Annotated in this window: 19 protein-coding genes; 4 read left to right on the top strand and 15 right to left on the bottom strand. The window is 64.3% G+C overall.

The genetic code is table 11. The annotated features are described in order from the left end of the window. Positions 1-176 precede the first annotated feature (176 nt). The 5 genes from XI08_RS43155 to tolQ form a co-directional block, all read right to left on the bottom strand. Entirely contained in the window at positions 177-2507 is a 2331-nt protein-coding gene (locus XI08_RS43155; protein WP_271579079.1) for an EAL domain-containing protein, read from the bottom strand. A 236-nt stretch (positions 2508-2743) separates the two neighbouring features. Continuing rightward, complete coding sequence (gene tolB / locus XI08_RS43150; RefSeq protein ID WP_027545579.1) at positions 2744-4093, bottom strand: Tol-Pal system beta propeller repeat protein TolB; 1350 nt, start codon at positions 4091-4093, stop codon at positions 2744-2746. A 41-nt stretch (positions 4094-4134) separates the two neighbouring features. Beyond that, entirely contained in the window at positions 4135-5094 is a 960-nt protein-coding gene (locus XI08_RS43145) for a protein TolA (protein ID WP_271579078.1), read from the bottom strand. Between the two features lie 3 nt (positions 5095-5097). Then, positions 5098-5550, bottom strand: a complete 453-nt coding sequence (gene tolR / locus XI08_RS43140; protein WP_027545581.1) for a protein TolR — start codon at positions 5548-5550, stop codon at positions 5098-5100. A 43-nt stretch (positions 5551-5593) separates the two neighbouring features. Continuing rightward, positions 5594-6310, bottom strand: coding sequence for a protein TolQ (tolQ, locus tag XI08_RS43135; protein ID WP_018641591.1), 717 nt, complete (start codon positions 6308-6310; stop codon positions 5594-5596). A gap of 690 nt (positions 6311-7000) precedes the next feature. Between tolQ and ggt the strand changes: the two genes are divergently transcribed. Next, entirely contained in the window at positions 7001-8737 is a 1737-nt protein-coding gene (gene ggt, locus XI08_RS43130; RefSeq protein ID WP_271579077.1) for a gamma-glutamyltransferase, read from the top strand. A gap of 88 nt (positions 8738-8825) precedes the next feature. On the opposite strand, the gene XI08_RS43125 is transcribed toward ggt, so the two are convergent. The 10 genes from XI08_RS43125 to XI08_RS43080 all read right to left on the bottom strand — a co-directional run bounded on the left by XI08_RS43125 (position 8826) and on the right by XI08_RS43080 (position 14881). Continuing rightward, the gene (locus tag XI08_RS43125) at positions 8826-9536 is read right to left on the bottom strand and encodes an SDR family NAD(P)-dependent oxidoreductase (RefSeq protein WP_271579076.1); all 711 of its coding nucleotides are present in this window, start codon (positions 9534-9536) and stop codon (positions 8826-8828) included. Between the two features lie 26 nt (positions 9537-9562). After that, positions 9563-10330 carry a serine O-acetyltransferase gene (locus tag XI08_RS43120; RefSeq protein WP_271579075.1) on the bottom strand — a complete coding sequence of 256 codons (768 nt, stop codon included), beginning with the start codon at positions 10328-10330 and terminating at the stop codon, positions 9563-9565. 197 nt (positions 10331-10527) lie between these two features. Next, a complete protein-coding gene (locus XI08_RS43115) occupies positions 10528-10785 on the bottom strand; it encodes a hypothetical protein (protein ID WP_271579074.1) in 258 nt (85 codons plus the stop codon). 69 nt (positions 10786-10854) lie between these two features. Further along, positions 10855-11022: a hypothetical protein gene (locus tag XI08_RS43110; RefSeq protein ID WP_156936944.1), complete on the bottom strand. Its 168-nt coding sequence runs from the start codon at positions 11020-11022 to the stop codon at positions 10855-10857. Positions 11023-11320: 298 nt separating this feature from the next. After that, entirely contained in the window at positions 11321-11806 is a 486-nt protein-coding gene (locus XI08_RS43105; RefSeq protein ID WP_027545586.1) for a DUF2852 domain-containing protein, read from the bottom strand. Between the two features lie 120 nt (positions 11807-11926). After that, positions 11927-12667 (bottom strand): TetR/AcrR family transcriptional regulator, encoded by a 741-nt coding sequence (locus tag XI08_RS43100; protein WP_027545587.1) that lies wholly within the window; start codon positions 12665-12667, stop codon positions 11927-11929. A gap of 162 nt (positions 12668-12829) precedes the next feature. Beyond that, positions 12830-13192 (bottom strand): hypothetical protein, encoded by a 363-nt coding sequence (locus XI08_RS43095; RefSeq protein ID WP_271579073.1) that lies wholly within the window; start codon positions 13190-13192, stop codon positions 12830-12832. Between the two features lie 65 nt (positions 13193-13257). After that, a complete protein-coding gene (locus XI08_RS43090) occupies positions 13258-13662 on the bottom strand; it encodes a YciI family protein (protein ID WP_271579072.1) in 405 nt (134 codons plus the stop codon). Between the two features lie 169 nt (positions 13663-13831). Beyond that, positions 13832-14197 (bottom strand): nuclear transport factor 2 family protein, encoded by a 366-nt coding sequence (locus tag XI08_RS43085; protein WP_271579071.1) that lies wholly within the window; start codon positions 14195-14197, stop codon positions 13832-13834. Positions 14198-14503: 306 nt separating this feature from the next. Beyond that, positions 14504-14881: a cupin domain-containing protein gene (locus tag XI08_RS43080; protein ID WP_271579070.1), complete on the bottom strand. Its 378-nt coding sequence runs from the start codon at positions 14879-14881 to the stop codon at positions 14504-14506. A gap of 93 nt (positions 14882-14974) precedes the next feature. Between XI08_RS43080 and XI08_RS43075 the strand changes: the two genes are divergently transcribed. From XI08_RS43075 to XI08_RS43065, 3 genes are all read left to right on the top strand, one after another. Then, entirely contained in the window at positions 14975-15763 is a 789-nt protein-coding gene (locus XI08_RS43075; RefSeq protein ID WP_271579069.1) for an SDR family NAD(P)-dependent oxidoreductase, read from the top strand. 178 nt (positions 15764-15941) lie between these two features. Further along, positions 15942-16379, top strand: coding sequence for a hypothetical protein (locus tag XI08_RS43070; RefSeq protein ID WP_027545593.1), 438 nt, complete (start codon positions 15942-15944; stop codon positions 16377-16379). A 270-nt stretch (positions 16380-16649) separates the two neighbouring features. After that, positions 16650-16994, top strand: coding sequence for a hypothetical protein (locus tag XI08_RS43065; protein ID WP_271579068.1), 345 nt, complete (start codon positions 16650-16652; stop codon positions 16992-16994). Positions 16995-17362: the final 368 nt, after the last annotated feature.

Here is a 17362-nt window from a genome sequence, read left to right as displayed (position 1 = left end):
CAACTCCTTACCCATCACCACTCAACGCATGCGCGCGGAACAACCTCCACGCGCGTGATGATTTATTAACAGCTTCTTAACAATGAAGCAAAGCAATCGAAAGGTTAGGGTTAACTCCCCGTAGCACTACGGTGCCGGCAACAGACTGAAATGACGGGAAAATCTTGGAAGCGGCGTTAGGCGAAGGAACGCGAGCCGACGACCTGGAGCACGGGTTCGTCGCGCCGGCCATGCGAGGCGTTGAGGAGCTGGCGCATCCGCACGGCGGGCACCGGACGGCTGAACAGATAGCCCTGCGCCTCGGAGACGGTGCCGTCGGCGCTGATCAGCTCGAGCTGCTCGTTGGTCTCGATCCCCTCGACCACGACCGCCATGCCGAGGTCGGCGGACAGCCGCGCCACGCCGCGCAACAGCGTCAGCGGCCGGTCGGTGTCGATGCCTTCGAGGAAGGAGCGGTCGATCTTCACCTTCTGCATCGGGAAATTATGCAGGTAGCTGAGGCTCGAATAGCCGGTGCCGAAATCGTCGAGCGAGATGCGCACGCCGAGCGCATGCAGCTGCGACAGGATGTCGTGAGTGAGCTGGGTGTTGCGCAGCAGCGAGGATTCGGTGATCTCGATCTCCAGCCGATGCGCCGGCAGGCCCGAGACCTCCAGCGCGTAGCGGATCTCGCTCAGCACGTCGCGCTGGTGGAATTGCTGCGGCGAGAAGTTAACGGCGACGCTGACGCCCTCCGGCCACTTCATGCATTCCATGCAGGCGCGGCGCAGGATCCAGCGGCCGAGATCGACGATCAGGCCCATGTCCTCGGCGACCGGGATGATGTCGACCGGCGACACCGTGCCGCGCACCGGATGATTCCAGCGCAGCAGCGCCTCGCAGGTGGTGATCTTGCCGGACTTGAGATTGACCAGCGGCTGGTAGAACAGCTCGAACTCCTCGTTGGCGAGCGCCTTGCGCAGGTCGAGCTCGAGGATGCGGCGGGCCTCGACGGTCGCCGCCATCTCGTCGCGGAAGAAGCAGAAGGTGCCGCGGCCGTCGGCCTTGGCGCGATACAGCGCCATGTCGGCGTTCTTGAGCAGCGTATCGGCGCTGATGCCCTCCGGCGAGGTCAGCGCGATGCCGACGCTGGCGCCGATCTCGACCAGGTGATTGTCGATGCGGTAGCGCTCGCTCAGCCGCTCGACGATGCGACGGGCAAGGCTCGCGGCATCCTCGGGCGTGCTGATGTCCTGCTGGAACACGACGAACTCGTCGCCGCCGAAGCGGGCGACGAAATCCTCCGGCCGCAGCATCTCGCGCAGGCGGTTGGCGACCGCGCACAGCAGCTGGTCGCCACAGGGATGACCGAGCGTGTCGTTGACCTGCTTGAACTGGTCGAGGTCGATGAACAGCAGCGCGGAGAGCCGTTCGGCATGGTGCGAAATCGCCAGCAGCCGCTCGATCTCGTCGCGGAAGGAGACCCGGTTGGGCAGCGCGGTGAGCTCGTCATAGCGGGCGAGATGGCTGATCCGGGCTTCCGCGTTGGTGCGTTCGGTGATGTCTTCCAGCAGCAGCACGGTGCCGCCGCCGGTCATCGGCTGGAAGGTCCAGGAGAGGGAGCGGCCGCGCGCGGGATTCGGATCGGCGGTGACGATCTCGCGGATCCGCGCGTGCTCGATCTCGGCCAGGATCTGCTTGCCGCTCTCCGCCGAGATGGAGCCGGCGGCGACGCAGGCCGACACGATGTCCGCGGCGGTGGCGCCGCGCTTGACCAGGTCCTCGGGCAAGCTCATCAGTTCGCCGAAACGATGGTTCATCACCGCAAGGCGCCCGTCGGCGCGAAACATGCAAAGGCCGTGCGGCATGTTGTTGAGCGCGGTATCGAACTGGCTCGCCAGCGCGGATTCGCGGAAGCTCGAGGTCAGCGCCTTGACGAAGATCGCATGCAGGCTGAGGTTGATGTTCTTCAGGCCGATGAAGAAGAACACGAGCAGAATGGCAAGACCGATGTGATAGAAGCCGCCGTGCAGGAGCAGCGCGAGCGACATCGGACCGCAGGCGAGCGCGACGTGCCACTGGATCACCCGGGGCTGGCCGTAATTGCGGGCGGCGCCGCCGGCGGTATAGCCGATGCCGATGGCGACACAGAGCATGTCGGCCACCGGATCCTCGTTGTTGTAGATGACGACGAAGGCCCAGATGCCGAGCACCGCCGCATAGCTGAGCGCGCCGATCCAGTAGCGCGGCTCCAGATGCTTGGCTTCTTCGAATGACAATGGGCGCGTACGGTTTTCGTATCCGCGCATCTGGAACGCGCGCGCGGTGCCGATGGCGATCAGCAGAAATGCGAGCGGCCACAGCCAGACATCGCCGGTCTTCAGCGCAGTCATCACCGCGGCCACGGCCGCGGAGGCCGAGCCCAGGAAAATCGCCCAGAAATTCTGCACCATAGAGTTGATGAGAGCGGCGTAGAGAATCGGCTCCAGCTCGTCTCGATCGCTCTGCTTCTGGTCGGCCAGCTGCATCGGCTTGTTACGCGTCCTGTTTAGCGCGTACTTTTACCCAGCCCAGGTGAAGCTTTCCTGAGGGAACATCGTTAAAGGCGGGTTGTTTTTCGGCAATAGCGAACCTGTTTCTGCTGAAATATCAATCAACTAGGCAAGCCTTGCCGGGCGCAAGGTGAAGGAAAGCTTGCCGTCCGCCCAGAAACCGAAAAAATCGGTGTGATTTTTCGAAAAGATCGCGCGTCCGAAGACGCGATCTATTGACCCGCCGTCGAAGACAATAGCGGCGACCATGCCGGGTCGGAGGCGAAGCCCGGCGTCGGCACCTTCAGCTCGTTGCGGCCGGAGATGTCGACGGAGTACAGCGATGGCCCGCCATTGCCGCCGGGATCGCGGAAGAACATCAGCACGCGGCCGTTCGGCGAGAAGGTCGGGCCCTCGTTGTGGAAGCCGGAGGTGAGGAGCCGCTCGCCGGAGCCGTCCGGCTTCATGACGCCGATCGAAAACTGCCCGCCGCCTTGCCTGGTGAAGGCGATGTAATCGCCACGCGGCGACCATACCGGAGTCGAATAGCTGGCGTTGGTGTCGTCCTTGGAGAAGGAGATGCGCTGCGCAGCTCCCCCGCCCGCACCCATCACGTAGATCTGCGACCTGCCGCCGCGATCGGACTCGAAGCAGATGCGGGTGCCGTCCGGTGAGTAAGACGGAGAGGTGTCGATCGCCGGCGTGTCGGTGAGGCGCGTGGTCGAGCGCGAGCGCAGATCCATCACGAACAGGTTGGAATTGCCGCCCTGCTGCAGGCTCATGATGACGCGCTGGCCGTCGGGCGAGAAGCGCGGCGCAAAGGTCATGCCGGGGAAGTTGCCGACGATCTCGCGCTGGCCGGTCTCGATGTTGAAGAGATAGACCTTCGGATCGCCCTGGCCGAACTCCATATAGGTGATCTCTTGCGAGTTCGGCGAGAAGCGCGGCGTCAGCACGAGGTCGGAGCCGCGGGTCAGATAGCGCACATTGGCGCCGTCCTGGTCCATCATCGCGAGCCGCTTGACGCGGCGCTCCTTCGGCCCGGACTCGTCCACGAACACCACGCGGCTGTCGAAATAGCCCTTCTCGCCGGTCAACTTCTCATAGATCTGATCGGAGATGATGTGGGCGATGCGGCGCCAATATTCCGGCGAGGTGAAATATTGCTGGCCGGCGAGCTGCTGGCCGGTGACCACGTCCCACAGGCGGAATTCGGCCTTGAGGCGGCCGTCCGGCTGCCGCGTCATGCGGCCGGTGACGAGCGCCTGCGCATTGAGGGTCTTCCAGTTCTCGAATTGCGGCGCGACGTCGATGTTGCTGATGCGCTCGATGAAGGCGGCCTGGTCGATCGGGGCAAACAGGCCCGAGCGCTTCAGATTGTTGGTGATGACCTGCGTGACGCCGTTGCCGACGTCACCGTCGGCGGGCGAGCCCGGCACAAAATTGCTGATCGCGATCGGGATCGGCCGAAACTCCGTGGGATCGATGCGAAGCCGTCCCTGCGGCTGCTGAGCGAAGGCCTGTCCGCCCCCGAGCATCGCGAGCGTCGATCCTGTCAGGGTCATGAAGCGGCGGCGGTTCATCGAGCAGACGTCATTCATTGCAAAGTTCTTTTGTTCGGATGTCACAACATATCTTTCAGGCCGAAAGTCATCGGAATGAGCTTCCAGCTCTCGTACTGCTGCTTCGGCATGAATGAATAGACCTGGCACTGCACGATGGCGCGCTTGGCGCTCTCGGCCACCGCCTGGGCGATCGAGCGCGACGGCCCCCGCACCGCGACGACGACGGGCTCGGACGCGAGCGAGCCGTCGATCTTCATGGGAATGTCGATGTCGGCTTCGTACTGGTCGGCGTCCTGCCCGTTATAGGTCGGCGTGAAGCAGCGCTTGACCGCGCCCTGGAATGCACCTCGCCAGGTCGCGACGTTGTTGGCGGCCGTCCCGGTCGCCGATCCCAGCGCGGCGGACGCATTCAGCGCCGAGCCGGTGAGCTCGTGCCGGGTCGCAGCGCGCTTGTCGAGATCGCGCTGGATCTGCGCGGGATCGAAGCTGCGCTCCTTGGGCTTCGGCTGCTGCTGCGGCTGCACCGCGGCGACCTTCTGCTCCACGGGCTTGGGCGGCGGCTTCTTGGTGTCCAGCTTCTTCTGGAGCTCGGCGATCGGATCTTCCTTGGCCGGATCAGGCTTCTTTTCCTGCGGCTTCGGCTCTTCCTTCGGTTTCGCCTCGGCCACGGGCTTCGGCGGCTCGGGCTTCTTCTCGACCGGCTTCTCGACGGGTTTGGGCGGCGGCTCGGGCGTCGAGTTGGTCTTGATCAGCTCTTTCTTCTCGGTGACCTTGCCGACGGCGTCTTCCTCGGGCTTGGCTTCCGCGATCTTCTCGACCTTGGGCTTCGGCTCTTCCTTCTTGCCGGTCTTCTGCCCCGCCATCATCTTGGCGAGCTGATCGGAGGAGATGATGTCGACCGGGAGCGACTCTTCCGGCGCGACATAGGCCTTGCTGCTAAAGGTGACGAGGCCCCATCCAAGCACGAGGACGTGGAGGGCAATCGACGCAACGAGTGTCTTGTCGACGTTCACCTTCACCGGTTAGGACCCCTGATCCGCTTCGGTGACGAGCGCCAGCTTCTTGAATCCGGCCCCGGACAACAGGCCCATGACCCTGGCTACCGTGCCGTAATCCGCCTTCTTGTCGGCGCGCAGATAGATGCGCTCCTCGAGCCCGCCGCGCGCATCCGTGATCGCCTTCAGCTTCGGCACCAGCTCATTGATCGCGACCTCGGCGTCGTTGATGAAGACCTTGCCCTTGATGTCGACAGACATCTGAAGCGGCTTCTGGTCGTTGTTTTCGAGGCTCTTGGCCTGGGTCTGCGGCAGGTCGAGCGGCACACCGACCGTCAACATCGGCGCCGAGACCATGAAGATGATGAGCAGCACCAACATCACGTCGACCATCGGCGTGACGTTGATCTCGGCCACGACGGGCTTGCGCCGACCACGGCGCCCGCCGCCTCCGGACGAACTGGCTACGTTCATCGCCATGATCGAATGCCCAAATTGCCCTTCACACTATACATGCCGTCCGTCAGCCCCGCTCGTCGATCTGACGCGACAGTATGGCTGAAAATTCATCGGCGAAGCCTTCGAGCCGCTGGGCCTGCCGGTTCACCTCGGATGTGAACTTATTGTAGAAAATAGTGGCAGGAATGGCGGCGATAAGGCCGACGGCGGTCGCAAACAGCGCCTCGGCGATGCCGGGGGCGACCACCGCCAGGGAGGTATTTTTCGACGCCGCGATCGACTGGAAGCTCGACATGATGCCCCAGACCGTGCCGAACAGGCCGACGAAGGGACCGGCGGATCCGACGGTGGCGAGCACCAGCAGGCGGCGCTCCAGGCGCTCGACCTCGCGGGCGATCGAGACGTTCATCACCTTGTCGATGCGCATCTGAAGGCCCGCGACCGAGCGGGCGTGGCTCTCGAACGAGCGCTTCCACTCGCGCATCGCCGCCACGAAGCAGGCCGCCATGGAATGCGTCGGCTTGGCCGAGAGGGTGCGGTAGAGCTCCTCGATCGACTCGCCGGACCAGAAGGCCTGCTCGAAACGGTCCATCGAGCGGCGGGTGCGGGCAAACAGGAAGATCTTGTCGATGGCGATCGCCCAGACCCAGACAGAGCAGGACAGAAGTCCCAGCATCACCGCTTTCACGATCCAGTGAGCCTGCCAGAACAGCGCAATCAGCGACACGTCCGCGGAAGCGGCAACCGGAAGGGCTGACTGAGCCACGTCGGCCGGGTTCATAAGCAGTATCCTCTCAAGGCGATCGTTACCTGATGCTCCGCGGCAGCAAATGACCGCCGGTTCCCCAACTGCCGCGCTAGAACCGGCGCGGCCGGCAAGCCCGCTCAAAGCCTTGTCTTTCTGGGGTGCAGGGGGCTCGTCCAAAGCCAGCCGCCTGCATTCCCTGCCAAGATGTCAAAACTATGGGCCTCGACGACGGCTATGGGCGCGATTGTCCGTCATTACCAGAGCCCGGCGATAGTTAATGCGGGGTTACCGGAGCTGAATTTGGCTGCGGGAAAGGTAGGCGGTGCAGGCGGTTGGCCGCTTTGGGCGGTGCATGGCGGCCGACGGACCGGAGCCGGACCTCGCTGGCGAGGCCGGTTCCCTCCACCCTTGCGGGCGAAGGCTAGGGGGTGACGAAGAAATCGGACGCGCACGACGGACAAACCATTTCCTGGGCTACCCCTTGCCCTCCCCCGCAAGGGGGGAGGAAGCGCAGTGGGATTCGTGGCGCTACGACACTGCGCAACCGACGCCCCTTCTGGAACCTCCTCCCCCGCCCAGCCCGAAATCGCAGGGAGCGTCGTGTGCGCCACAGCTACACCACGCCCACATGCTCCATCTCGCATCTCACGGCGGGCACGAGCTGATAGCTGAGCTCGCGGACAACAATGTGCCGGCATCACCGGCCAGCCCGAGGAGCATCCCATGTCGAAACCACAAACCAATATGCGGTGGATGGCCGCCGCGATCGTATCGGTCGGCCTCGTCACGTTCGGCGCCGCGCGCGCGGCATCGGTCGCGCCGGTCGCCGCGCAAAACGGCATGGTGGTGTCCGCGCAGCATCTGGCGACCCAGGTCGGTGTCGATGTGCTGAAGCGCGGCGGCAATGCCGTCGATGCCGCTGTGGCCGTCGGTTATGCCTTGGCCGTCGTCTATCCGGCCGCCGGCAATCTCGGTGGCGGCGGCTTCATGACGATCCAGCTCGCCGACGGCCGCAAGACCTTCCTCGATTTCCGCGAGACGGCGCCCAAGGCAGCGACGGCCAACATGTATCTCGACAAGGATGGCAACGTCATCAAGGGCATCTCGACCAAGGGGCATCTCGCTGTCGGCGTGCCAGGCTCCGTCTCGGGGATGGAATATGCGCGCGAAAAATACGGCACCATGAAGCGCGCCGACCTGCTCGCCCCCGCGATCCAGCTCGCCGAACAGGGATTTGTGCTCGACCAGGGCGACATCGACCTGCTGCGCACGGCAACCGACGATTTCAAGGACGATCCGGCATCGAGCGCCATCTTCCTCAACAACGGTCAGCCGTTCCAGGTGGGTGAGAAGCTGGTGCAGTCGGAACTCGCCAAGACACTGCGCGAGATCAGCAGCAAAGGCACCGACGGCTTTTACAAGGGCTGGGTCGGCAGCGCCATCGTGGCATCGAGCCAGGCCGGCAAAGGCCTGATCACGCAGGACGACCTCGACGGCTACAAGACGCGCGAGCTCGCACCCGTCGAATGCGACTATCGTGGCTACCACGTGATCTCCGCGCCGCCACCGAGCTCGGGCGGCGTCATCATCTGCGAGATCCTGAATGTCCTGGAGGGCTATCCGCTGAAGGAGCTGGGCTATCATTCCGCGCAGGCCGTGCACGTGCAGATCGAGGCCATGCGGCACGCTTACGTGGACCGCAACAGCTATCTCGGCGATCCGGATTTCGTGAAGAATCCGCTCGACCGCCTCCTCGACAAGAATTACGCGACCAAGATCCGCGCCGTGATCGATCCGAACAAGGCCGCGATCTCCAAGGACATCAAACCGGGCGTCGCGCCGCACGAGGGCAGCAACACCACGCATTATTCAATCGCGGACAAGGACGGCAACGCGGTATCGGTGACGTACACGCTGAACGATTGGTTCGGCGCCAAGGTGACGGCGGCCAAGACCGGCGTGCTCCTGAACGACGAAATGGATGACTTCACCGCCAAGGTCGGGGTGCCGAACCTGTATGGCCTGGTGCAGGGCGAGGCGAATGCCATCGCTCCGGGCAAGCGGCCGTTGTCCTCGATGAGCCCGACCATCGTCACCAAGGACGGCAAGACCGTCATGGTCGTGGGCACGCCCGGCGGCAGCCGCATCATCACGGCCGTGTTGCAGACCATGATCAACGCGATCGATTACGGCATGAACGCACAGGAGGCCGTCGACATGCCGCGCATCCACCAGCAATGGCTGCCGGACCTCACCAACGTCGAGAACTATGCGCTGTCGCCGGACACGCGGAAGATTCTAGAGGGGATGGGGCACAAATTCGGGCCGCCGCAACCGGCGAACCACCTCGCGGTCATCATCGTCGGCGCGCCGTCGCTGAACGGCGAGCAAGTCGGCAACAATCGCTACTACGGGGCCAATGATCCACGCCGCAACAGTGGACTGGCGGCCGGGTATTGATTCGTAGCCCGCATGAGCGGAGCGACATGCGGGATTTTCGGGCGGTCCCGGATATCGCTTCGCTCATCCGGGCTACGGCGCCCTGCCCTCACCACTTCTCCTTCGAGGTCCGCACATCGAGCTCGAACGACCAGGCTCGTTCGGGCTGGCGGTAGAGGAACGCGAAGCCATCGACGATGCCTTCGATGTCGATCAGGCTGTCTTCGCGGCTCGCCGCATCGGGAAAGCGCGAAATAATCTTGTCGCCGGCGATCGCACCGTCGACCACGACATGGCCGACATGGATGCCGTCGTTCGCATATTCCTTGGCCATGGCCTGCGCCAGCGTGCGCAGGCCGGCCTTTGACGAGTTGAAAGCACCATAGCCGGGGCGTCCGCGCAGCGAGGCGCTGGCGCCGGTGAAGAGCAGCGTGCCGGCCTTCTTCGGCACCATGCGACGCACCGCCTCGCGGCCGAACAGGAAGCCGCCGAAGCACACGACGCGCCAGGCCTTCTCGAAATAGTCGGCTTCCATCTCGATGATCTTGCCGGGCGTATTGTTGCCGGCATTGTAGATGGCGAGATCGAGGTCTTCGCCGGCGGCATCAAACAGAGCGACAATTTCGCTCTCGCTGGTCGCGTCCGCGACGATGGGCACGGCCGCTCCGCCCGCCTTGATGATGTCGTCTGCAACCGCCTGCAACGCGGACAGCGTGCGGCCCGCGACGATCACCTTGAGGCCATCGGCCGCAAAGCGCTTGCAGAGCCGGGCCCCGAGCCCGCGGTCCGGGCCGACACCGATCACGATTGCCGTCTTCATTGGGGTGGCTCCGTACAATGATGGGATCAGGCCGCCGAGGCAGGTTCGGGGCAGTTGGTCAGCCGCGCGGGATTGCCGACGGCCGTGCAGCCAGCGGGCACGTCTGACGTCACGAGCGCGTCGGCGCCGATCTTGGCGAAATCGCCGATGCTGATGTCGCCGAGGATGGTCGCACCGCCGCCGATGTAGACGCCGCGGCCGATCCGCGGCGAGCGCGTCGGCAGTTCACTGCCGCGGCCGATGCTGACGTTCTGGAGGATGGTGACCTCGTCGCCGATCACCACGTTGGCGCCGATCACGATGCCCGTGGCATGGTCGAGATAGACCGACGATCCGATGCTGGCGGCCGGATGGATGCTGACCTGCAAGGCATTCGAGGCCTCGTTCTGGAACAGCAGCGCCGCATCGCGATGATCGTGCTGCCAGAGCCAGTTCGAGACGCGCCAGGCTTGCAGCGCGACATAGCCCTTGAAATGCAGCAGTGGCGGCAACAGGTCGGCGATGGCGGGATCGTGGATCGCGATGGCCTGCAAGTCGCGGCTGGCCAACTCGATCAGATCGGGCGAGCCGCGAAAGGCAGCAAGGGAAAAGGCCGAGACGCGCGCGCGCTCGGCTTCACTGCCGCCGAGCCGACGTCCGATCAGATCGGACAAGGCCGCGGCGAAATCATCATGAGCGAGAATGGTGCCGGCAAGGGCCCTGCCGAAGACGGGATCGGCGTCCGCCACGCGCTGCGCCTTGCCGCGGACCTGCTGCCAGAGCCTGTCGCTCGTCATGATCGCAGCTTCCGCCATTGCAGCCTCCGGCCCATCCGCGTTTGTAGCTGCGAATATAGGCGGTCCGCATCAAGGCGCCAGCCTTCCTGCGGGGACGCGTTTGCTCTCGCCCGCGAACTCAGGCCGGGCCCGCTTGCGCAGGCTGAGGGCGCAAAGCCAGCCACCCGCCGCGACCAGGGCGGGCAGGACATAGAGTGCGAAATCCCGGAGCAGGATCATGGTTCGATACTCCGCTTCGCGAACGAGACCGCACGACTGAGTGCGAACGACGCAAGCCAATAGAAATAGAGGCTGAGAAAGAACCGCCAGGACTCGCCGACCTGCCACTGCGGATAAAGCTGGACCTCCGTCGGCCATCGATTGAGGAACGCGATCGCCATCGGCACAAGGGTTCCGAACCGGTCGAACAGCGCCGAGGCGCGCTCGAGGAGCGCGATACGCTGGCTGATCTCTTTGGGCTCGGCGGCGGTCATGGTCGCACCCGTTGGCGCGCACGGGAGGCGCGCTGTCAGGGCTTGGTCGGGCCTGGCGCGAATCGGGTTCTACCGGTCCTGCACATGTGCGTGATCAACGCCACATAGCGAATGCCGGCCGGGACACAGGCGGAAATGGCAGTCGGGATCGGACGCGCAGCTGCCATAGACGACGCTGATGTAGCCCAGCACCGCGAAGGCGGTCACGCCAAGCAGCAGGCGGGTCCAGAGGTCCATGATGCGCCTCGTCCATGCAAGAGCAGCGCGGCCCGGTGAGACAGCGCGCGCAAGTCTTGGTGTCGCTGAACCGTGCGCCGGTTCTGAATCAAAAGCGCTGGCCTATCTATCCACGCCTTGCCATGCGGTACGAAGAACGTGGATGCCCGGGACAAGCCCGGGCATGACGACCTCTCATCTGCGTGGAACGGAGCTCTCCCCAAAATCAAACCGCCCGCCTGCGGGCTACGCAGGCGGGCGGCTCGGGGCCATCAGGACTTTGGGGGCATGCGCCTGAAGGCTTTGAGAAGTGTCCAGATCAACCCTGCTGCTGGTCGGTCGGCGGCGGGGTCGGACGCGTCTTGTGCTGCGCCATGAACTGGTCGAACTCTTCCTTGTCCTTGGCGTGACGCAGACGGTCGAGGAAGTTCCTGAACTCGACCTGCTCCTCCTCGAGCCGCTGCAGCGTCTCGGTGCGGTATTCGTCAAAGGCGCGGTTGCCGCTGGAGGGCGGGCCGAAGCCGAAGCCGAAACCGCGGCGCTCCATGCGACCGCGCATGCGGTCCATCTTGTACTGCATCCGCTCCATCTTGTTCTGCCAGCGATCCTGGTGGCTCCAGCAACCCATTTTTCTGCTCCCGAGTGTGAAAAAGAGAAGGGCAAGTCCGATCGGCCACCAGATGATGAAGCCGAGGATGGTCACGGCGATCCAGCCGGGATGCCAGGGCGTGTCGAGCATATGGGGGCGCTCATAGTGTTCGTCCGAGGAACCGCGCCATCGATTGACATCAGCGGTGTAGGCCATTTCCATCTCCATCACGGCACCAGCGCCGTTGTGAATGTAAATAACATTTACATAGCTAGCCCATCCCGCGATTTTGTCAAGCCGGCCGCCTGACAGGGTCGCGGAATTATTTGCGCAATTTTATTTCGGCTTGCCCCAGGGGCCACCGGGCGGCACGCCAGAACCGGAGGACGCCTCCGGTGGCACCGGCGGCGGCTCAGCGCTTTTCGCGGGCGGACGGCGATCGGTCGGGAAGCCGAGACCGCGCAGATAGATCAGCACCTCGGCCTCTAACAGTTCGTCCGGCGACATCGGCAGTTTTCGTCGCGCAGCATCGCCACGCGAGAACAGCGAGGCCACGCCATGCGCCATCGACCAGATGTGCAGTGCCATCATCATCGCTGGCGGCCGTGGTGTGCCGGGGGGTGCGAGTGCGGCAAGGCGCTCCGCAGCGGCGCGAATGATGTTGAAGGCACGTTCGCTCGCGGCCTGGAGCGCCGGATTGGCATCGACCGGCAGGCCGGACTCGAACATCGCGTTGTAGAATGCCGGCTCCTCGCGGGCGAAGGCGAGATAGGCCCTGCCGACCCGCTCGAACGCGGTGACCGTATCGGGCCGGCCGTCGTCCCAGGCCGCGGTCAAGCGCGCCTCGAACTGCTCGAAGCCGCGCTGGGCGATCGATGACAACAATTCGTCGCGGTCGCGGAAATGCCGGTAGGGCGCCGCCGCGCTGACGCCGGCCATGCGCGCGGCGTCGGCGAAGGTGAAGCCGGCCGCGCCCTTCTCGGCAATCAACCCGAGGGCAGCCTGCAACAAGGCTTCCTTCAGATTGCCGTGGTGATAGCCGCGCTCGGCGCGGCGCGTCTCCTTGCGCCAGCTCATGTGAACGGCTTTTACATGAGCCGGGCGTGAAGGTCACTAGCGCAAGCTGGATTTGGTGAACCCGTATTTTCACTGTCATTCCGGGGCGGCTCGAAAGAGCCGAACCCGGAATCTCGAGATTCCGGGTTCGCGCTTGCGCGCGCCCCGGAATGACGAAGCTGACTAACCGCCCGGGATCGGCAGCACCGGCATGATCTCGACGCGCTCGCCGGGGAAGATCGCGAAGTGCGGGTGGTTCTCGAACATCTTCGCAGCCGCTTCATGGGACGCGGCGCGGACCACGGTGAAGGCGCCCATCTCGTTGGCGGTGTCGGCAGTACCCTTGTCATCGACCCGCTTGGTCTTGCCGAGCGGACCGCCCATCGCCTGGATCGCGCCTTGATGCTTCTCGACCCAACCCTTCCAGGCCGCGATGCCCTCCAGCTCCTTCGCCTTGCGCTCGGCGTCCGACATCGCGTTCCATGCAGCCCATTTCGGGCTGGTCTTGCTGCCGAGGAAGACGGCGAGATAGGTGTCGGTGCTCATTGGTTCTCTCCTTTGTTGGTGACTTTGTTGATGACGGCCGCGAATTCCAATCGCGACCGCTCTGGCTAGTTCTTCAGACCGTCGAAGCCGGCGGCCGCGGCCTGCACGTCCGGCGGAAGGTCGGCCATCTCCTGCACCTGCCGGATCTCAATGACTTCATTGGCCGAGGCCGGGCACTGCTTCGCCAACGCAATCGCCTCGGCACGCGAATCGACCTCGATCATCCAGTAGCCGCCCAGCACTTCCTTGACTTCAGTGAAGGGGCCGTCGGTCACGACAGGCTCGCCGGTCGCAAACGACACGCGTGCGCCCATCGAGGGCGGATGCAGGCCGTCAAGCGTGATCAGGACGCCGGCATCGTTCAGTGCCTCGTTGTAGCGCATCATCGCGGCGACGCGCTCGGGATCGAGTTGCACGTCCGGCGGTGTGGTCTCGTAGCCGAGCGGGATCATCAGCATCATGAATCGCATGGGCAGTTCCTTGCTTACCTGGTCCGTCAGCTCTGCGGGCTGCCCCGGAAGGACGAGGGAGATGGGCGGGCCGAGCCAGCCCGCTCTCCCCTGTTAGACGAATGCCTTGCTATCGAATCGACACCGTGACGAAAATTATTTCGGAGGTCATGCTTGGGAGGTTCCTGCGTCAGCGCGGCTGCGGCAGGAACCGGCCATCCTGGAACGCAGCGCCGAAATAGACCTCGATCCGGCGAACCTTGCCGCCGGCGAAGGTGAAGAACTCGGTGTTGCGAAAGCTCCTGCCATCGGTCGCAAGGCAGCGATAGGTGACAAAGGCCTCGTCGCCGACGACGAAGATTCGCTCGATATCGTGGCGCGCGATCCAGCCGGTGTCCCGCCAGCAGCGTTCGAAATAGGTCGCCTTGTCGAGGTCGTCGTCGAACGGGCTGGTGAAGCGGAAATCGTCGGCGAGCGCCTCGCTCACCCGTTGCCGGTCGTTGCCGAGATAGGCTGCGAAGAGGTTTCGAATCAGTCGCTCGCGGTCGTCAGACATTGATCGGTCTCCGCAGGGAAAATCCTCTTGAAGACGATGTACGCACGCTTGCGCCGACATTGCTTGCCGAATTTCGCCGAGACGATGCGAAATTGAACAATTCCGGGGAACTTCAAGTGTTCAATTTCAGCAGCAAGGCCAGGATCCAGCACGCGCTCGCGTGACCTCCGACATGTCGTCGAACATGCAGCGCGCATCGGCGGAGCTGGCGTAAGCTCTGGCTTTATCACTATCCCCGTCATCCTTCGAGGGCCGCTGAAGAAGCGGCCACCTCAGGTGACGGCGATAGACAACGACGCCCTTACCCTACTGCTCCCACCGCCGCGTCGCTTCAGTCGCCCCTTCCGGCAGCGCCTCGAAGACCGGCGCGGCCAGCACGGCATGCACGTGCAGCGTCGCCGTGCCCGAATTGCGGAATCCGTGCTTGCGGCCGGCCGGAATCAGCAGCGACTGGCCGGCCCTCACCGTGACGCGCTCGGCCTCGATCCACATCTCGGCCTCGCCGTCACGCACGGTCAGCACCTCCTCGACCGGATGGCTGTGCGTCGGCGCGCCGGCGCCGGGGGCGACCCATTGCTCGAAGATGCAGAGCGCGGTCGCGCCATTGCGCGCGGAGGTCACCATGCGGGTCGTCACACCGGGCCGCCATTCCTCGAGCGGGGTCGCGCCGGGATCGATGGGCATGGCTTCAGGCCCTTTCTTGTGAGGACGAAAGCGAAGTAAAAGGGGCCGGCCCTCGCGTGGGAACAGCCTTTCGAACACAGGACAGATTAGCAAATGCCGCAGGCCCCGCAAAAAGTCGCCCTCGTCACCGGAGCCGCGCGCGGCATCGGGCTTGCGACCGCGAAGAAGTTCCTTGGCGAGGGCTGGCGCGTGGCGCTGCTCGACATCGAGGGGGAGTTGCTCGGCCGCGCGGTCGCCGAGATCGGCCAGGACGAGGCGACGCTCGCGCTGACCTGCGACGTCTCCGACGCGGCCGCGGTCGGCGCCGCGATGACGACGATCGAGCGGCGGTTCGGCCGGCTCGATGCGCTCGTCAACAATGCCGGCATCGCCGTGTTCGCGCCGCTGATGGAGACGTCGGATACCGACTGGCGCCGCGTGCTCGAGGTCAACCTCACCGGCCCGTTCCTCTGCACCAAGGCCGCGGTGCCCTTGATGCGCGACAGCGACGGCGGCGCCATCGTCAACATCACCTCGATCTCGGCGGTGCGCGCCTCGACCTTGCGCGCGGCCTACGGCACCAGCAAAGCGGGGCTCGCGCACCTGACCAAGCAGCTCGCGGTCGAGCTCGCCTCGCTCAACATACGCGTCAACGCGGTTGCGCCGGGGCCGGTCGACACCGCGATGGCGAAGCAGGTGCACACCAAGGAGATCCGCGCCGACTATCACGACGCCATTCCGCTCAACCGCTACGGTCTCGAGGAGGAACTCGCGGAGGCGATCTTCTTTCTGTGCTCGGGAAGCGCGAGCTACATCACCGGCCAAATTTTGGCCGTCGATGGCGGCTTTGATGCAGCCGGCATTGGCCTGCCGACGCTGCGCGGGCAACGGCGCAACGGGTAGGCACGGGATTTGTGGGATGGGCAAGGGCGCGACGCGCCGTGCCCGCCACCTTCTGCGGATTTGTGGTGCCATTGATTTGTGGTGCCAATGGTGGGCACGCGGAGCCTGTCATCGGGCGCGCATTCGCGCGACCCGGTGGCTTTGCCCACCCTACGACGTCGAATGTGCGGAGAGTACGATGCAACGTGCTGCTTTGGTCAAAGCCCTGATGCTCGCGACCGCCCTGCTCGCCTCCACACCCGTTGCCGCCGAAATCCGCATCATCCAGTCACCGGGCGGACAGGTCGGGCCGTTCCTCGACCTGTTCGAGAAGGTGCGCGACAGCGGCGAGCGCGTGGTGATCGACGGCCCCTGCCTGTCCGCCTGCACGCTGGTGCTGAGCATCGTGCCGGGCGAGCGCATCTGTGTCACCAAACGCGCCGTGCTCGGATTCCATGCAGCGCGTTCGGTCGACCGGCGCGGGCGCTTCTATGCCGAGCCGGAAGCCTCCGACGCGGTGCTCCAAGCCTATCCGGGGCCGGTGCGCGACTGGATCGGCCGCCGCGGCGGCCTCACCTCACGGTTGCTGTTGTTGAAGGGGCGCGACCTCGCCGCGATCTATCCGCGCTGCCGGTGAGGATCGGGCGGCCATCGGCCGTGTGAGCAGCTTGAGCCCGTCGCTGTCCGACGATTGAGCAATTTTGCGGAATTTCGCCTCTCCGGACGCTGAATCCGCTCATCCGCTTCGCAATGCCTGCACAATTTACGCGGTTTGCAGCTTTTCCCTGCAGTCTATGATGGTTGCGGCCAGACTGAGGCTGCGGCGGCGTCACAATCTCAGTAATGGTCATAGACGAGAATGGTTCGGCCTTTTCAAGATTACTCATTTTCAAATGGGGCGCTTGCCATGCAGCCCATCGACTTTCGCTACCGCCTGTCGGACCAGGGACGGATCGTCCTCGGCCAACTGAGCTCCGAGGAAACCGTCGAATTCGAACTCCTGTCACGGCGCGACCGCGAGGGCCTGATGGACCTTCCGTCCGAGCTGCGGCTGCTCGAGCTCTACGTGAAGTATGTCGGCTCGGGCGCAGAAGCCGGGCGCGCGCCGACGGAACCCGCCTGGCATCAGATCGCGCCGTCGCGACCGAAGAGACCGCCGCCCTCGCGGACGGCGCGGCCGCGCGGCTACGTCGTTTCGATGATCGTGATCGCAAGCGTCAGCTTCACGCTCATCGCATTGCTTGTGAGCTAAAGGCGCTCGTGAGCTCGCACGCAAGCACGCCAGCGAAATTGCGCCGGTCTCGCGCGCCGTCGGGTTCTAGAAGAACCCCTGGATCATCTGCGCCAATTCCATGCTCGCGCAGATGAGCATACCCCAGAGTGCAAAGTTGATCTGTAGCGCCGCCGCCATCGGTCGCTCCCCTTCCAAGTCACGCCCATCCCAGTTTGTACAATTTATGAAGGAATGATTAGCGATTCTGACGCGCCGTTCACAGCCTATTATTGCGCCAGTTGTTGTGCGATGCGGTCCCGATCATTTCACGAAGCGGCCCCACTGCTCGCGCAAAGTCATGCGAATCGAGACTCCATATTCGGCCGTGCCGGCCACGCCTTTTCCCT

This window comes from Bradyrhizobium sp. CCBAU 11361 (genome assembly GCF_028128935.1).
GTDB lineage: Bacteria > Pseudomonadota > Alphaproteobacteria > Rhizobiales > Xanthobacteraceae > Bradyrhizobium > Bradyrhizobium niftali.
The sequence above is the reverse complement of the archived record's forward strand: the minus strand, read 5'-3'. Positions and strand labels throughout refer to the sequence as shown.

Coding starts and splice junctions, on each gene's coding strand:
- XI08_RS43155 (WP_271579079.1), bottom strand. CDS start 2,507: ATGCAGCTGGCCGACCAGAAGCAGAGCGATCGAGACGAGCTGGAGCCG.
- tolB (WP_027545579.1), bottom strand. CDS start 4,093: ATGAACCGCCGCCGCTTCATGACCCTGACAGGATCGACGCTCGCGATG.
- tolR (WP_027545581.1), bottom strand. CDS start 5,550: ATGGCGATGAACGTAGCCAGTTCGTCCGGAGGCGGCGGGCGCCGTGGT.
- tolQ (WP_018641591.1), bottom strand. CDS start 6,310: ATGAACCCGGCCGACGTGGCTCAGTCAGCCCTTCCGGTTGCCGCTTCC.
- ggt (WP_271579077.1), top strand. CDS start 7,001: ATGTCGAAACCACAAACCAATATGCGGTGGATGGCCGCCGCGATCGTA.
- XI08_RS43125 (WP_271579076.1), bottom strand. CDS start 9,536: ATGAAGACGGCAATCGTGATCGGTGTCGGCCCGGACCGCGGGCTCGGG.
- XI08_RS43120 (WP_271579075.1), bottom strand. CDS start 10,330: ATGGCGGAAGCTGCGATCATGACGAGCGACAGGCTCTGGCAGCAGGTC.
- XI08_RS43115 (WP_271579074.1), bottom strand. CDS start 10,785: ATGACCGCCGCCGAGCCCAAAGAGATCAGCCAGCGTATCGCGCTCCTC.
- XI08_RS43110 (WP_156936944.1), bottom strand. CDS start 11,022: ATGGACCTCTGGACCCGCCTGCTGCTTGGCGTGACCGCCTTCGCGGTG.
- XI08_RS43105 (WP_027545586.1), bottom strand. CDS start 11,806: ATGGCCTACACCGCTGATGTCAATCGATGGCGCGGTTCCTCGGACGAA.
- XI08_RS43100 (WP_027545587.1), bottom strand. CDS start 12,667: ATGAGCTGGCGCAAGGAGACGCGCCGCGCCGAGCGCGGCTATCACCAC.
- XI08_RS43095 (WP_271579073.1), bottom strand. CDS start 13,192: ATGAGCACCGACACCTATCTCGCCGTCTTCCTCGGCAGCAAGACCAGC.
- XI08_RS43090 (WP_271579072.1), bottom strand. CDS start 13,662: ATGCGATTCATGATGCTGATGATCCCGCTCGGCTACGAGACCACACCG.
- XI08_RS43085 (WP_271579071.1), bottom strand. CDS start 14,197: ATGTCTGACGACCGCGAGCGACTGATTCGAAACCTCTTCGCAGCCTAT.
- XI08_RS43080 (WP_271579070.1), bottom strand. CDS start 14,881: ATGCCCATCGATCCCGGCGCGACCCCGCTCGAGGAATGGCGGCCCGGT.
- XI08_RS43075 (WP_271579069.1), top strand. CDS start 14,975: ATGCCGCAGGCCCCGCAAAAAGTCGCCCTCGTCACCGGAGCCGCGCGC.
- XI08_RS43070 (WP_027545593.1), top strand. CDS start 15,942: ATGCAACGTGCTGCTTTGGTCAAAGCCCTGATGCTCGCGACCGCCCTG.
- XI08_RS43065 (WP_271579068.1), top strand. CDS start 16,650: ATGCAGCCCATCGACTTTCGCTACCGCCTGTCGGACCAGGGACGGATC.